16 protein-coding genes are annotated in these 15,446 nt (G+C 66.2%); 7 read left to right on the top strand and 9 right to left on the bottom strand.

The genetic code is table 11. The features are described from left to right. Window positions 1-126: 126 nt before the first annotated feature. The 3 genes from VGK32_00460 to VGK32_00450 form a co-directional block, all read right to left on the bottom strand. Complete coding sequence (locus VGK32_00460; GenBank protein ID HEY3380203.1) at window positions 127-1,584, bottom strand: PhoH family protein; 1,458 nt, start codon at window positions 1,582-1,584, stop codon at window positions 127-129. 164 nt (window positions 1,585-1,748) lie between these two features. Continuing rightward, window positions 1,749-2,255: a phosphohistidine phosphatase SixA gene (gene sixA / locus VGK32_00455; GenBank protein ID HEY3380202.1), complete on the bottom strand. Its 507-nt coding sequence runs from the start codon at window positions 2,253-2,255 to the stop codon at window positions 1,749-1,751. An 11-nt stretch (window positions 2,256-2,266) separates the two neighbouring features. Continuing rightward, window positions 2,267-3,175 (bottom strand): CHAD domain-containing protein, encoded by a 909-nt coding sequence (locus VGK32_00450; GenBank protein ID HEY3380201.1) that lies wholly within the window; start codon window positions 3,173-3,175, stop codon window positions 2,267-2,269. 76 nt (window positions 3,176-3,251) lie between these two features. Here VGK32_00450 and VGK32_00445 point away from each other — a divergent pair, with 76 nt between their 5' ends. The 5 genes from VGK32_00445 to pstS all read left to right on the top strand — a co-directional run bounded on the left by VGK32_00445 (window position 3,252) and on the right by pstS (window position 8,553). After that, window positions 3,252-4,859, top strand: a complete 1,608-nt coding sequence (locus VGK32_00445; protein HEY3380200.1) for a Ppx/GppA phosphatase family protein — start codon at window positions 3,252-3,254, stop codon at window positions 4,857-4,859. After that, the gene (gene tmk / locus VGK32_00440) at window positions 4,783-5,457 is read left to right on the top strand and encodes a dTMP kinase (protein ID HEY3380199.1); all 675 of its coding nucleotides are present in this window, start codon (window positions 4,783-4,785) and stop codon (window positions 5,455-5,457) included. The genes VGK32_00445 and tmk overlap by 77 nt, the downstream gene beginning before the upstream one ends. Further along, window positions 5,450-6,184: a thymidylate kinase gene (locus tag VGK32_00435; protein HEY3380198.1), complete on the top strand. Its 735-nt coding sequence runs from the start codon at window positions 5,450-5,452 to the stop codon at window positions 6,182-6,184. Before tmk ends, VGK32_00435 begins: the two co-directional genes overlap by 8 nt. Window positions 6,185-6,288: 104 nt before the next feature. Then, window positions 6,289-7,461, top strand: coding sequence for a hypothetical protein (locus VGK32_00430; protein HEY3380197.1), 1,173 nt, complete (start codon window positions 6,289-6,291; stop codon window positions 7,459-7,461). A 39-nt stretch (window positions 7,462-7,500) separates the two neighbouring features. Then, entirely contained in the window at window positions 7,501-8,553 is a 1,053-nt protein-coding gene (gene pstS, locus VGK32_00425) for a phosphate ABC transporter substrate-binding protein PstS (protein HEY3380196.1), read from the top strand. A gap of 167 nt (window positions 8,554-8,720) precedes the next feature. On the opposite strand, the gene VGK32_00420 is transcribed toward pstS, so the two are convergent. Next, window positions 8,721-9,152: a hypothetical protein gene (locus VGK32_00420; protein ID HEY3380195.1), complete on the bottom strand. Its 432-nt coding sequence runs from the start codon at window positions 9,150-9,152 to the stop codon at window positions 8,721-8,723. A 359-nt stretch (window positions 9,153-9,511) separates the two neighbouring features. Here VGK32_00420 and VGK32_00415 point away from each other — a divergent pair, with 359 nt between their 5' ends. Further along, window positions 9,512-10,864, top strand: a complete 1,353-nt coding sequence (locus VGK32_00415) for a metallophosphoesterase family protein (protein ID HEY3380194.1) — start codon at window positions 9,512-9,514, stop codon at window positions 10,862-10,864. On the opposite strand, the gene VGK32_00410 is transcribed toward VGK32_00415, so the two are convergent. Both VGK32_00410 and VGK32_00405 read right to left on the bottom strand, forming a co-directional pair. Continuing rightward, entirely contained in the window at window positions 10,841-11,386 is a 546-nt protein-coding gene (locus VGK32_00410; GenBank protein ID HEY3380193.1) for a DUF1697 domain-containing protein, read from the bottom strand. The genes VGK32_00415 and VGK32_00410 overlap by 24 nt on opposite strands. Window positions 11,387-11,514: 128 nt before the next feature. After that, complete coding sequence (locus VGK32_00405) at window positions 11,515-12,042, bottom strand: hypothetical protein (protein HEY3380192.1); 528 nt, start codon at window positions 12,040-12,042, stop codon at window positions 11,515-11,517. A 311-nt stretch (window positions 12,043-12,353) separates the two neighbouring features. On the opposite strand from VGK32_00405, the gene VGK32_00400 reads away from it, so the two are divergent. Further along, window positions 12,354-12,965, top strand: a complete 612-nt coding sequence (locus VGK32_00400) for a transcriptional regulator (protein ID HEY3380191.1) — start codon at window positions 12,354-12,356, stop codon at window positions 12,963-12,965. A gap of 84 nt (window positions 12,966-13,049) precedes the next feature. Here the strand turns inward: VGK32_00400 and VGK32_00395 are convergent, their stop codons facing one another. Genes VGK32_00395 through VGK32_00385 form a run of 3 tightly spaced genes read right to left on the bottom strand, consistent with a single transcriptional unit; the run spans window position 13,050 to window position 15,323 of the window. Beyond that, complete coding sequence (locus VGK32_00395; GenBank protein HEY3380190.1) at window positions 13,050-14,186, bottom strand: serine hydrolase domain-containing protein; 1,137 nt, start codon at window positions 14,184-14,186, stop codon at window positions 13,050-13,052. Next, window positions 14,183-14,830 carry a hypothetical protein gene (locus VGK32_00390; protein HEY3380189.1) on the bottom strand — a complete coding sequence of 216 codons (648 nt, stop codon included), beginning with the start codon at window positions 14,828-14,830 and terminating at the stop codon, window positions 14,183-14,185. Before VGK32_00390 ends, VGK32_00395 begins: the two co-directional genes overlap by 4 nt. A 1-nt stretch (window position 14,831) precedes the next feature. Further along, window positions 14,832-15,323 (bottom strand): sigma-70 family RNA polymerase sigma factor, encoded by a 492-nt coding sequence (locus tag VGK32_00385; protein HEY3380188.1) that lies wholly within the window; start codon window positions 15,321-15,323, stop codon window positions 14,832-14,834. Between the last annotated feature and the right edge of the window lie 123 nt (window positions 15,324-15,446).

Here is a 15,446-nt window from a genome sequence, read left to right as displayed (position 1 = left end):
CGGTGCGCACAGACCCGGAACGGTGAGCGCCGCCGCCAACGGCGCAGGGGCTCACAGAGAGCACGCAGAACGTCGAACGGCTCGTCTTGACGAACTTTGCAGGCCCTGTGTCGAACCCGCGTCCCGCTACAGCAGGTTGGCGGCGAGCGCCGCCAGGCGCGAACGCACGGTCGTCGTCATCGTCAGGTGGCCGAATTCGTCCTGCCCCTTGAAGCGCTCGACCAGGTGGATCAGGCCGTTGGTGATCGAGCTGGAATCGGGCAGGTCTACCTGGTCCGGGTCACCGGTGAAGACGATCTTCGTGCCCTGACCCGACCGCGTCAGCAGCGTCTTCACCTCATGATGGTTCATGTTCTGCGCCTCGTCCGCGATGATGAAGGCATCGTGGATGCTGCGTCCGCGCAGGTACGAGATCGGCGCAATCTGCACGACCTCGCGGGCGAGCAGGTCCTGGAGGTCGAGATGGTGCCGTCCGCCTTCCTCTCTCCTCTCCTTGACCTCGCCACCCTTCCCTTTCGTCCGCTCATCGAAACCGGCCGCCATGCCCGTCCGCGACTGTCCTCGCAGCACCAGCTCGAGATTGTCGAACACGGGACGCGTCCAGGGGGCGAATTTCTCCTCGAGCGACCCCGGCAAGAACCCGAGTGACTGGCCGATTTCGATGTTCGGTCGGTAGATCAACAGCCGGCCGTACCCCTCACGCAGTTGCAGGTAGCCGGCGAGCAGCGCCATCAGCGTCTTGCCAGACCCTGCCTGGCCCACCAGCGTGACCAGCGGCACCTCGGGATCGGTCAGGAGCGCCAGCGCAAACTGTTGCTCGGCGTTCATTGGCGTCACGCCCCGGTCCGAGTCCGGCTTTCGCACCAACCGAAAATACGCCGGCGGCCCGGCCTTGTAGATCGCGTGGACGACCTTCCCGCTCGACTCGGTCACAATCGTGCAGCACGCGTTCGCCAGCAGCGGCATCGGCTGGGCGTCGAGCGCGCGGTCGAGCACGCGACCCGCCTCGAGGCGTGCTTCGCGGTGCAGGTCGGTGAGCAGGCCGTGATACCCGTCCGGGATCGTAATCGTCGCCGCGCCGGGATACAGTTCGTCCACCGACGAAATCTTCTTGTCGTCGCGATAGTCCTCGGCGAGCACGCCGAGCGGGCGGGCCTTCACGCGCATGGCCACGTCCCGGGTCACCAGGCTCACCCGCGCATCGGGACGCTGCCGCGTCCATTTGCGGGCGATCAGGATGATCCGGTCGTCGTTGTTGTGGCCGTCGAATCCGTCCCACGAATCCGCGTGCGGCGCCGCGTTGTCGTCGAAGACGAGGCACCCCCCCTCGGGCATCGGAATACCTTGTGACAGGAGCCCGATGGCGCTCCCTTCCTGGTACCCATCCAACAGGCGCGCGACGCGACGCGCCGCCACTCCAACGCCGTTCAGACTCTCCTTCAGTTGGTCGAGTTCGCGCACGACCGGGTAGGGCACCACCACCGTGTTACCGCGCGAGAGCTTGCTCAGTGAGTCCGGGTCGTTGATGAGAACGTTGGTGTCGGGAAGGTACACGCGGGGCCGCGAGCCACTGCCATTGTCCATGCCGATGCCTCTCCCTGGGCCGGGTGAGATCCGCGCAAGGGCAAGCGGAGACGATGCCCCTGCGACCTTGGCACGCCTGCCAGAAGTATAAACCCTGTGGGGTCGAAACGGTCGGGCACAATATCTTGTGTATATGGGCTGGAGGCAGGGGTAACTCGACCAGCTCAGCCGTGGATGCTGCCGAGCAGCTTCGGCGGCGCCATCCAGCGAAGTTGGCCCCGGGAAGTAGGCGGCAGCGCGTCCACGTCGATGCGGCAGACGCTGCCCTTCTTGAACTCGAGGATGCCCTTGTAGCCGATCAGGTGCGCGGCGGTCCCGCCCAGATGGGGCTCGTGGCCGACCAACGCGATGGCACGATGCCGCGTCTGCTTCTGCAGTTCGCCCGCCAGATCCTGGAACACCGCCACGGGAGCGAGCGCGGTGGTTTCGATGACGGCGGGACGGCCCGGAAGGTACTGAGCCAGGATGTCGGCGGTCTGCCGGGCCCGGACGAGCGGGCTGGTGAGAATCACGTCCAGCCGGACGTCCAGCGCTGCGAGGCCGCGCACGACCCTCCGAAATCTCTCGATTCCGCGGCTCGTCAGCGGCCGCTTGGCGTCGTCGGGCCAATCGTCTCCGCGCTCATCGGCCACCGCGTGACGGACCAGATAGAGGCTGTAGCGGTCGGACATGGCAGCTCCCGTCAGCCGGCCAGCGGGCGCGGCGGCGCGGCATGGAGTCGTCGATCGAGATCGTGGATGGAGGCCTCGGCGACACCGACAATTCGACCGACATCCGAGAGATACGCCCCGTGCAGTTCGCGGGTCTCGCGCGTGATCAGTTCCAGGAGATGATCCGCCCCCGACTCCCCATCTGCCGCTGCCCCGGTGGCCAGACGCCGAATCTGGCCCGCGAGAACTTCCAGGTCGTGCAGGCGGCCGAGCAGATCCTGCACCTGCTTCAGGCGCTTGACGAACCGCAGCGTGCGCACACCGCCGACCTCCTGCACCAGTTCGAGCGCGTACCGCAGCTTCTTGGCAGCAATTCGCACGAGGTGAAGCCGGTCGAACGCATAGAGCGCCCCCGCTTCGTCCACCGCGGCCAGCAGACGTCGCGCGCGTCGCCGCACCCGGCGGCGAAGCCTGTCGGTCCGCTCGGCCCGACTCTCGTCGGTTGCCTGGCGTGCGAGCCTGGATAGCTGGTCCAACAGCTTCCCTGCGTCGATTGCCTCGAGTCGCCGCACCATGTCACCGCGACGCCGGTCACGCTCCTGCTCGATGGCCAGGCGCGCGGTGCCCCGCAGGCAGGCGAGCGCGGGTTCGCGCCCCGCGTACTCCTCGAGCAGGGCGAGCGCCACATCCAGCTCGCGAACGCCGCCAAGCGCGCGCGTCAAACGCCGGACGCGGGCGCGGACCTGCCGCCGGTCCCGCTCGTACCCGTTCCCTGAGTTGCGTCCATCCGACGGCAACGCCGGCAGCACCTCGCGGAGGCGACGAGACGCGACACGGGTCCGGTGGAGCGCTTCCGCGTCGAACTGGAGCGCCGCGGGCAGGTCGCGATCGAGAACGAGCAGCCGCCGCGCAAGGGCGCGGTGCACCGCCGGGGAGCGCATGGTCGTTGTCCCGCTCGCATGGCTCAGTCAGATTTCTGCGTCCTGCCGGTGCGAGATCGATAAGATTATAGTCCGTATGCGCCTGGCGGCCATCGACATCGGTACGAACTCCATCCACATGATCGTGGTGCAGGTCCGTCCCGATTTCTCGTTCGAGATCGTGGACCGCGAGAAGGAGATGGTGCGCCTGGGCGCGGGCGGCCTCGGCGGTCGTGCGCTGTCGGCTGGCGCCATGACGGCGGCGCTCGACACGCTCGGCCGGTTCAAGCAACTGGCCGATTCCCGCCAGGTGGACGAGATCATCGCGGCGGCGACCAGTGCCGTGCGCGAGTCGAAGAACGGTGGCGAGTTCCTGGCGACGGTCGCCGAACGCACCGGGATCCGGCCACGCGTGATCTCTGGCATCGAAGAAGCCCGGCTCATCCACATGGCGGCCGTCTACGGGGTGAATGCCAGCAGCGGCACGACCGTCGTCGTCGACATCGGCGGCGGGTCGATGGAGGTCACGCTCGGCACCGCCGCGGAAACGCACCTTGCCCGGAGTTTCTCGCTCGGCGTGATCCGGTTGACCGACCGGTTCGTCACGAGCGACCCCCTGTCGAACCGCGACGAGCGCCGCCTGATCAAGCACGTCCGGAGCCAGGTGGAGGGGTTCGCCGACCAGTTGAGAAACGCCGGGTTCGACCGGGTGATCGCGACGTCCGGCACGAGCCTGAGCCTGGGAGAGGTCGCGCTCAGCCGGCGTCTCTTCGACGGCGATTCGATCCATCACCGCCGCATCTCGGCCAAGGAACTGCATCGAGCCCGCAAGTCGATCGTCGCCCTCGACATGCAGCACCGGCTTCGGCTGCCCGGCCTCGACGCCCGGCGTGCCGATCTGGTCGTCGCCGGCGCCATCCTGCTCGACACGACCGTGCGCATGCTCGGCGCGAAGGACATCACCCTCTGCGATCTCGCGCTGCGCGAGGGGCTCATTCTCGACTACATCGGCAAGAACCGGAAACGGATCGCGAGCATCGACCGGTACCCCGACATCCGCCGCCGCAGCGTGATCGAGCTCGGCGAGCGCTGCCGCTGGTATCCCGAACATGCCGAGCAGGTGGCACGCCTCGCGCTGTCGCTCTTCGACCAGACCCGCGGCATCCACCAACTGAACGATCGTGCGCGACAATGGCTCGACTTCGCCGCGCTTCTGCACGACATCGGCGGGCACATCGCCTACCTTGGCCACCATAAGCACTCCTACTATCTGATTCGAAACGGTGGGCTGCGCGGGTTCGAGCCGGACGAGATCGAAGCCATTGCGCTGATGGCGCGTTATCATCGTCGAGGCCGGCCACGGAAGTCGCAGAGCGCGCTGGCGTCACTGGCGCCGCCCGCGCGACGGGCCGTGCGGGTCGGCGCCGCGCTGCTGCGCATGGCCGAGTGCCTGGACCGGAGCCACGGCCAGGTAATCGACCAGGTCGAGCTGCAGCCGGCCGGCGAGCGATACCGGCTCGTGTTGCGCGCCCACGGCCCCATCGAACTGGAACGATGGGCGGCCCTTCGACAGGTCGCCCCGCTGGAACGACTGCTTGGAAAGCCTCTCTTGATCGAGTCGACCTCCGATGCTGAACATACTGACGACCCCGCACCAGTACCCGGGACGGCTGATCGTCGTCGAAGGAATCGACGGCTCGGGTAAGACGACGCAGCTCGGCCTGCTCACCAAGTGGCTGGCATCGGCTGGCCGTCGTGTCGTCGTCACCGAGTGGAACTCGTCCACGCTCGTGAAGACGGCGACCAAGGCCGGCAAGAAGAAGAACCTCCTGACGCCCACGACGTTCAGCCTCCTGCATGCCACCGACTTCGCAGACCGGCTGATGTACAAGATCATCCCGCCGCTCAAGGCCGGCATGATCGTCCTTGCCGACCGCTATGCGTTCACGGCGTTCGCGCGGGACGTCGCGCGCGGCGTGGACCGGCAGTGGGTGCGCGATCTGTACGGCTTCGCCGTCCGACCGGACATCACGCTCTATTTCCGCGTGCCGATCGAGGTCTCGCTCGACCGGCTGCTCGCACGACGCGTGAAGCTGAAGTTCTACGAAGCCGGAATGGACATGGGCTGGAGCGCGGACGTCAACGAGAGCTTCCGGCTGTTCCAGGGACGCGTGCTCGAAGAGTACGACCGGCTGGTGGACGAGTTCGGTCTGCAGGTGATCGACGCCACCGGCGGCATTCCGGATCAGCAGCGCAAGGTGCGACGGTTGATCGCACGCGAGTTGGAGCGAGGCAATGGCTGACGAACAGGACGCCGGCGGGCTGCGGGAACAGGTCGTTCAACCGGGTCACTTCTACGGATCGGGATTGCCGTACGTCGGGCTCGAGGACTATCCGGGAAAGATCATCGCCATCGAGGGGACTGACGGCGTCGGACGATCGACGCAGATTCGTCTCCTCCGCGAATGGCTGGAAGTCCAGGGCTACGGCGTCGTCGAAACCGGCTGGACGCGCTCCACGCTGATGCAGCCGACGATCGACCTGGCCAAGGCGAGCAACACGCTGAACAAGCTGACGTTCGTCCTGCTCTATGCAACCGACTTCGCCGACCGGCTGGAAAAGGAGATCATTCCGGCGCTCAAGGCAGGCTTCATCGTGCTGGCGGACCGGTACATCTTCACCGCGCTGGCCCGCGCGCGTGTTCGGGGCGTGGATCGAGGGTGGCTGCGGAACCTGTACGGTTTCAGCATTGCGCCCCACCTGGTCTTCTACCTCAAGATCGACGCGGATACACTGATCCGCCGCGTGCTCGAGTCTGGCGGGATGGACTTCTGGGAATCCGGGATGGACCTGAAGCTCGGCGACGACATCTACGACAGCTTCCGAACCTACCAGGCAAAGCTCTTGCGCGAGTACAACTCGATGGTCGATGAGTTCGCGTTCCGGACCCTCGACGCTCGCCAGCCGATCGATCGCATCCAGGAGGAACTCCGCCGTCAGATCGGTGCGTTCCTGAGTCTGGAACCCTAGGGTCGAACTCACGATTTAACCGTTCCGTAACCTGGCCGACAACTCCCCGACACCTGGGGTTCGTATCCTCAGTCCGAGCTTCATGTGGCTGAAAGGAGCCTCAGTTGACGACCGCACACGTTACGTCGAATCGTTCATGGCGCGCATGGTTCGCGCTCTCCGCCGTTGCTGCCTTCGTGTTGTGCTCCGCGCGGCCTGCTGGCGCCCAGGTGACACCGGCTGCGGGCTACACCCCGCCCGACGACACCCCGAGCATCAAGATCGGCGCGGTGATCTTCGCCGACTACACCTATCAGCAGAAGCCGCTCGGCAAGGACGCCGATGGCAACGACATCAACCCGAACTCGTTCAACGTCGCGCGGAGCTACATCAACGTCACGGGCAACATCTCGCACATCGTGGCGTTCCGCATCACGCCGGACGTCACGCGCGAAAGCGGCACGGGCAGCTCGCTCGCCGGGAGCATGACGTTCCGGCTCAAGTATGCCTACGCTCAGTTCAACCTGGACGACTGGCTCCCGAAGGGATCGTTCGTGCGCCTCGGCATCCAGCAGACGCCGTTCATCGATAGCATCGAGAGCATCTACCGCTACCGCTTCCAGGGCACGGTGTTCCCGGAGCGCGAGGGCTACATGTCGTCGGCCGACGCCGGCGTCTCCTTCCGGACGACGTTCCCCAACAACTACGGCGACGTCCACGTCGGCTTCTACAACGGCGAGGGGTACTCCAAGGCCGAAGCCAACGACCAGAAGTCGTTCCAGGTTCGCGTCGGCTTCCGCCCGATGCCCCGTCACCCGATCATGAAGGGTTGGCGCCTCCAGGGTTTCTACACGGCGGACAACGTCCAACAGAACGCCGAACGCAAGCGCGCCATCTTCAATACCACCTTCGAGCACAAGTACCTGAACATCGGCTTCGACTACCTCGATACGAAGGACCAGTCGTCGGCCAAGGTGAAGTCGACGGACCTGCACGGCAAGGGCTGGTCGGTATGGGCAACGCCCAAGATGGTGTGGCCGAACGGATCGTCCTTGGAGGCGTTGCTGCGCTACGACCACATGGAACCGAACAACGAGGTGACGACGGTGGGCGGCAGCACGATCGCCGGCACCGGCATCAACAAGCGGACGATCGGCGGCATCGCCTACTGGTTCCCGAAGCAAGGCAGCGTGTCCTCGGCCCTCCTGTTCGACGTCGAGAACGTGACCTCCGAGCAGTACACGCCGGCCAAGCCGACGCAGCAGAAGGTCTTCGTGCACATGCTGGTGACGTTCTAGGGACAGAGGGCGTGCCCGCCGATTCTTGGAGGATACGTAATGAAGGCAGTATTCAGCGCGATTCGCGGATTCCGGTCGACGACGGCATTGGCGGCCGTTCTTGCGGCGGCTGTGCTCGGCACCGTGGTGCTGGGCCAGGCACAGACGATCAGTGGCGCGGGCGCCAGCTTCCCGTTCCCGATCTACGCCAAGTGGTTCAGCGAGTACAACAAGAAGAACCCGAAGGTGCAGATCAACTACCAGTCAATCGGCTCGGGCGGCGGCATCCGCCAGCTCGCGGCGCAGACGGTGTTCTTCGGCGCGACCGACGGCCCGATGACCAAGGAACAGCAGCTCGCGGCGCCCGGCAACATCCTGCACCTCCCGACCGTGCTCGGCGCGGTGGTGCCGGTCTACAACATCGAAGGCGTGAGCGCGGAGCTCAGATTCACCGGCACGGTGCTCGCTGACATCTTCCTCGGCAAGATCACGAAGTGGAACGACCCGGCGATCGCCAGGCTGAATGGCGGTATCAACCTCCCCGCCGCCGACATCACCGTGGTGCATCGGTCGGACGGCTCCGGGACCACTTATATCTTCGCGGACTTCCTCGGCAAGACGTCGGCTGAGTGGAAGAAGAGGGTGGGCATCTCCACCGCGCTGAACTGGCCGGTGGGCCTCGGCGGCAAGGGGAACGAAGGCGTGGCGGGTCTCGTGAAGCAGACGCCCGGAGCGATCGGCTACGTCGAGTTGATTTACGCGCTGCAGAACAAGATCTCGTACGGCATGGTGCAGAACATGTCCGGCAAGTTCGTTCGCGCGTCGATAGACGGCGTCACGGCGGCCGCCGCCTCGGCGGCGAGCGCAATGCCCCCGGACTTCCGCGTCTCGATTACCAACGCTCCCGGCGACGCATCCTACCCGATCGCGTCGTTCACCTGGCTGCTCTTCTACGAGAACCCGAAGGACAAGCAGGCGGCCAGGACGATGGTCGAGTTCATGAAGTGGGCGCTGACCGATGGCCAGAGAATGGCGACGGACCTTGGCTACGCGCCGCTGCCCGACAGCGTCGTGAAGCTCGAAATGGCTGCCCTCGCGAAGATCAAGCTCTAGCAGCGCGTACCCGTGGCTCCCCCGGCTTCCGGCCGGATGCCGCCAGGCGTCCGGCCGGTTCTTTGTACGGGGAGAGGTCAGACGACGTAGCTGGTGAAGGTGCTCGAGGGTGCCGAAGGTGCAAGGCTGGAGGTGCTGGCCTGAACGCCCTGGCAGAGACGCCAGGCCTATTTGTGTGGCCTCGAACCGCCGAGCACGCGGTGCTCGTGGTCCGTAGGCGTGTTCAGCACGAGATACCCGTCGTCATTGGCGAGCCAGAATTCGGACAAACAGACCTTGCCGCCGACCTTGTCGAAGATCAACTCGGGGTCGGTGTCCGTGTCGTGACGGCCGAGCCGGGTGATCACCGACATCATGACCGTGCTCACGCTCCGGTCCTGAGGCTGCAGTACGATCCGGCCGTCAGCGTAGCTAATCTCGTACTCGCCGGCCGGCATGTCCTTGCCTGCCGCAACGAACGCAAAGTCGATCTTCACGCGGGCCATGTGCTGCGCGTACGCCGGCGCGCCAAACGCCACAACTGCCATGACGAGCGCGACGGCGACGGACGCGACGCGCCAAACGCGACGCGGAACCGGACTGCTCGATGCTGTCCGCATGCAAACGCTCCTTCGGGGGCTTCCCCGGGACTGCGATAACGAAATGCCCACACAACAGGCCGCGACGCCTGCTGCGGGAACTCGGTGACAACTTGTGGAAGACGACCCACGCCGTGTCGACGTGCAAGACAAGGTCCAACCTCGACAATGCAGTTGACCTCACGCGTTCTTACCGCCTGTGGCGACAGGGCTCCGTCGATGCATCGAATTGCTGCGCAGCTGGCAGATTCGATGCACCCGGGCGTCGCGGACCACGAGTTCGCGGCCCCGCGGTGTGATGGGCTCCCGCGGCGACGCTCTCGACGGACACGCGGGTCAGCTGCCCACGGCAGGGGAGTCTCAAGGTAGAATTCTCCACCATGCTCCGACTTCAGCGACGGTCGCTCGTTCTCGGGTTGGCGGCTCTGCTCCTCGTGGCGTCATCGATCCCGTTCCTGGCTCAGCAACCCCAGCCCGCCACACCGTCTCGCATCGTCCTCGGCTGGTCGGCCGACCCGGCGACGAGTCAGGCGGTCACGTGGCGCACGGTTGATTCTGTCGCCGATCCGCGTGCGCAGATCGCCAACGCCCCTCCGGGACCTGCCATCGAGAAGAGCGCGACCACGGTCGCCGCGCGAGCAACGAGAGTGGAACTCCCTGGCGGCGGGACCGTGTTCCACTACCTCGCCCAGTTCGAAGGGCTGAAACCGGCCACTCGCTACGTCTACCGCGTCGGCGACGGCAAGACGTGGAGCGAGTGGTTTGCGTTCGTCACGGCCAGCCGGAACCCGGCGCCGTTCCGGTTCATCTACCTCGGCGATGCCCAGAACGGCCTGAACGACACGTGGCCGCGCACGGTGCGAGCCGCCTATGCGTCCGCGCCCGATGCGCGCCTGCTCGTGCACGCCGGGGACCTGGTCGGCGAAGGGTACGACGACCGGTTGCTGGGACAATGGGTCGCAGGTTTCGGATTCATCGCCGCGACGGTACCGAGCCTGCCCGCTCCAGGGAACCACGACGAGCATCGCGCGCCCTCGTCGTCCGACGCGAGCAAGGCGATGGAAGTGCCGGCCGTCTGGCGCGCGCACTTCGCGCTGCCCGCCAACGGTCCGAAGCTGCCCGGTCTCGAAGGCCAGAACTACTCGCTCGACTATCAGGGCGTGCGGTTCATCGCGGTCGATGCGAATCCGTTTGCAAATGACGCGTACGTCGAAACCGCGCGGGCCAACGTGCAGCAGACCATCCTCGCGTGGCTGGACACCCTGCTCGCCCACAACCCGAATCGCTGGACGATCGTCGTGCAGCACCAGCCGCTCTACTCGATCGCGAAGGGCCGCGACTATCCCGAGATGCGTGCGGCGCTCGGCGGCCTCTACGACCGGTACCACGTGGACCTCGTACTCCAGGGCCACGATCACGCCTACGCGCGGACGCACAAGGTGAATGGCGGGCGGGTGGTTCGCTCCGACGAACCGGGCACGATCTACACCATCTCGGTGGCCGGGTCGAAGATGTACGAGACGGCGACCGTGCATGAGAAGCTGCTCGCCACGATCATCTCGAACGTGCAGTTGTATCAGGTCATCGCCGTCGAAGGAGATCGGCTCACCTATCAGAGCTTTACGGCGGACGGGCACCAGGCGGATGCGTTCCAGTTGATGAAGACCGCGGCGGGCTCCGAGTACAGAACCGGATCCATCACCGCCCCCCTACTCCCGTCCGGGGGCCAGTAAGGCCAGCTTCAGCACCGTGTTCCAGTTCCGGCCCGTCCCCCGACCGAGTGCCCGATCGAGCATCGCCGTCGTCAGCCTGGACCCGCCAACGCCATCCGGATAGACGATGTAGGCGTGGCGTCCGTCCACGTGTACGCGCTCGGGACCCGTGACGATCGCCTGCAGCGCCCCGCCAGCGCCCGCCGGAGGAGCCTGCTTGAGGCACAGCACCAGCAGGTGCGCTGGATCGCGCGACGCTTGGCTGGTGAACGGATTTCGTGCGACAACCTCTTGCCATTCGACGCTGGTCCGCACGTGGTACTCGGTCCTCACTCCCAGGCGCCTCTCGGTTTCCACCTCGAGGAGCCGCTCCAGATCGGCAGCCGGCCGCGTTGCACCCCGGAACACCATGTTGCCGCTTTGCAGCAGCGTCCGCGGCTCCTCGAAACCGAGCGCCGCCAGAAGCGTTCGAAGGTCCGACATCGCCACCTTCTTGTGGCCGGCGAGATTGACGCCGCGGAGAAGGCCGATATAGGTCGTCATCGTGTCAGGGACTCCCGTGACCCGTGGCTCGGCGCCGGCAACGGATCGATATACGTCCTATCCTACACGGTATGCCTGGATCGGGACGGTGGGCGCCGCGGGAGCGGATCTCGCGCGGCAGCGGGGTGTCAGGAGAGATGCTCCTGCGCCAGTTCGTCCCTGACCCGCCGCTCGGTCGCGCGCGCGTTGGCCGTCTCGAAGTTGCAGCTTCCCCACCCTGTCCCGATGCGCTGATAGAACTTCTGGAAGCTGGCCGGGTCCCGAACCTTCAGGTCGGCCGCCACCTCGAGCGCGTGGCACAACTCGTGACCGAGCAGTGCGACCTGGTCCGTCCCGTTGATGCCGAAGCCATCGATCTGCACCAGCAGGTATCGAATTCCTCCTGTCCACGCCACGAATCTCATCGACGCGCGAAACTGGTGCGTCTGGGGTGCGGCCAGGATTTCGAGGTAGACCACGACGTCGCTGCGCTCGATGTCCTCGATGAGCCGCCGAACGACCGGCGAGCGTTCGGCAGCACGGATGGCGAGGTCGCGGCTCGCGTTTGACAGGCATCGAAGATGACCCGGCGGCGCGGGCGGGGGGGTCGCCTCGCTCCCCTCCGCCACGACCATCGCCGTCAACACCACCACCGCGACCGTGAGCATCTTGTGCACGGTGCGCCTCCTTGAATGGATGGACGGAGGACGGCGGCAGGAGTTGTCACGGTTGATTCCGGTAAATGTGCAGATTTCTTCCGGATACCCGTCCGATTCGGGACACTCGGTGTGCGGTTCCGAACGGCTGCTTCGACGCGCGGACAGGGGTGGTCGACCGCATCGCCCGGTTCGCGGGGGTGAGGCAACCAAACGGATTGACTTGTAGTCAAATCGAAGGGGTTTTGTAGGACCCAAAGTGGCTGTCGTGTCGTCTATGTGTTCAACGGCGACAGATGAACGCGACTCAGAGGAACGAGAGAGGATATTGCATGGATGCGATGCCCTTCGACCGCCAGACCGCTCCGCGAGGTCCGAGAATGCTCACGGTCCGCCGAGCCACGCCGTCACTGATGGGGTCCGACGACTTACGAATCGGTGACTGGCTGGTGCAGCCGACGCTCGGTCGCGTGTCCAAGGGGGAGGAAGTCGTCCGCCTCCGGCCGCAGTTGATGGACGTGCTCCTGTGCCTGGCATCGCGCCACGGTCGCACGGTGATGAAACGAGAAGTGCTCGACACCGTCTGGAACGACCACTTCGTCAACGAGTCGGCGCTCGCACGCTGCATCGCCGAGCTGCGCCAGGTCCTCGGCGACAACGCCCGGAACCCTCAAGTGATCGAGACAATTCCGAAACGAGGCTATCGGCTCATTGCACCCATTGGAACGGCTGACCCGGATGAAACGGAGCCAGCCTCCGCAATCCCCGCGCTCGTTCACCCACCCATCTCCGACGCAGACGACGTGGGCGAGACGCCGGATTCGGACCGTGCCGCTCAGGTCGAGGAACCGAAGGACGCACGACGGTACTCCCTCCCGAGAACCGCCCTCGTGCTGATTGCGGTCGTCTCGGTCCTTCTCCTTGCCGGCTGGTTCCTGACCTGAGGAGGGCTTCGATCCTCTGCGTCGAGACGGAACGGGCGTTCTGGGGGCGCGGATGATCGCACGCGTGCCCGACCGGCTGGCCGGTCACCGGAACGCGCCAGCTGACTCCGCCAGCAACTGCATGGCCGCGGCGTCGATCGCCCGCGCCGCGCCGATTCCCCCGTTGGTCGCGAGCACGACGCCGCGATCCGCGTCCGCTTCGAAGACGACGACCGCGTACCACATCGTGTTCGACCCGTTGTGCCAGAGGATGCGCCGTGCGCCGTCGGTGCGCACGACCCAGCCCAGTGCGTAGTCGGCCTCCGGTCGCGGCGGCTGGTGCAGGTGGCGGAACGTCGCAGCGCGGAGAAACCCGTCCTGGCCACGTTCGCCCCTGAGGTGGGCCTGCCCCCAGCGCGCGAGGTCCGCGATGCTCATGTGCAGCGTGCCGGCCGGGCCGAGGAACGGCGGGTTGTCGGCGGCCGGCCCTGGCTCGACCGATACGAGGCCGGTGCCCGGCTGGTTGCGATGGCCGCGCGGCTGCGACACGACGTCCGACACGCCCGGCGGACCGAATCCCGCGCTGGTGAGCGACAGCGGCGCGAGCACCTCGCTCCGAAGCATGTCCTCCCAGGATCGCCCGGTCCGCGCCTCGAGCATTGCGCCCGCCACGATGTAGCCGACGTTCGAATACCTGAAGGTCTCGCCCGGCGCAGACGCTGGTTCGCTGCTCATCATCGCGTCGAGCAGGTGTTGGCGTTGCTCGGTCACGGGCATGGAGGACTGAGCGAAGACCGCCGTGATGAGCGGCGGCACGTTGGCTGGCAGCCCCGCACGGTGGCTCAGAAGCTGTGTCAGCGTGACCGGAGCGAACTTGCGGGCCCGTTCTGCGCCCAGCAGGTCGCCGAGTGTTGCGGTCCACGAGAGCTGACCCCGCTCCACGAACGTCGCGACGAGCGCGGATGTGAACGACTTGGTGAGCGAGCCGATGTGCCACAGGTCCCCGGCGGTGACGGTTACCGGATTCCCAATGCGACGTACGCCCACTACCGCCAACTCGGGCGCCCCGGCCGAACGGAACACCGCACCGCCCACCGCAGGAACGTTCGCCGCCGCCCGGATCGTCTCGAGGCGTGACGCGATCGATTGTTCCTCGGCACGGGACGAACCGACCGTCACGGCCACGGTCGCCGCCACGACCGCCAACGGAAGCCCGAACACTCGAAGCCTCGCACTGTTCATTGACACCCCTCCTCCTCGTCCACGGACAGTTGGCGGAGCGACTCGACGATCTCATCACGTTGCGGGAGGAGGTGGCGCCGCACCACTCGCATGTTCCCCCACCAGACCAACCAATACAGGCCACCGGTAACAAGGAGCACGGCGGCGAACGACAGCATGAACAACCAGCGCGCCCTGGCCCAGACCGCCGCGTCCATCTCGGCGCGCGCGCCGAGCCACGTACCGACAACGATGAGAACCACCACGGCACCGAGGGGCAGGAGGTACCACCAGAATACCGAACCGAGGAGCCGGACCTGGTGATCGACCTCCCCCAACGCCTGTTGCAGGCTGGCGCGCAGCTCTGTCGCCTGCTGGGCGGGTGGCGGGCGCCGCAGTCGCTCTCTGACGAAGACACCACCCACCGCGAGCGTCACGACGGCGGCGGCGATCCACGGCCAGCGGACGGCGGCTTGTGTGGCCACCCAGACGAACCCGGCCGCCATGGTGACCGCCGTGCCCAACTCGATGAAGTCGCGGACCTTGACTCGACGCCGGAGCGACCGATCGCGCGACACGACCAGGTGAATCAACTCGTCGTCGGTGCGAGCCGCCCCGGGATCTGGCTGGTGCGACCACGCGTCCTGGATGCCATTGAAGTCCATGTCACGCCTCCAGAATCTCGGCGAGCCTGCGGCGCGCGCGGTGCAGCTTGACACCCGCGGCATTGGCTGAGATGCCGAGCACGTCCGCGATGTCCTGCTGGCTGGCGCCCTCGAGCGCCAGGACGAGCAGTGCGCGGTCCACGGGCGCAAGCCGCCGGAGTGCCGCGAGCACCGCCGTCCACCGCATGCGTCCGTGTGCCTCGGCCTCGCCATCCCTCGACGGCTCGGCCACCCGGTCGAGCGGTATCGACTCCGGCCTGCGGCGGTGGGCGCGACGCCGCGACAGCGACACGTGCAGGGCGACCTGGTAGATCCAGGTGGACACCTTCGACGCGCCCCGAAACGACGGCAATGACTGCCACAGTGCGATGAGAATCTCCTGCATGAGGTCGTCCTCATCCCCCGGGCTGGTCGCGTAGGCGCGAGTGATCCTCACGAGAATGCCGCGGTGCTCTGCAAGCCAGCGTCGGAGTGTCGCTTCACGGTCGTTCATGCGTCTGTCAGATGAGTAGCCGGTGACGGTGGTCCATTACAGCCTAGTCCGGCCGCGTCGAAACCGACAGGGATCCGCAAGCACGCTCCACGCGACCGCGACGTCTGCCCTGTCTTCACCGTC

Source organism: Vicinamibacterales bacterium, assembly GCA_036504215.1.
Taxonomy (GTDB): domain Bacteria; phylum Acidobacteriota; class Vicinamibacteria; order Vicinamibacterales; family Fen-181; genus FEN-299.
This window is presented reverse-complemented; position numbering and strand designations above follow the sequence as displayed.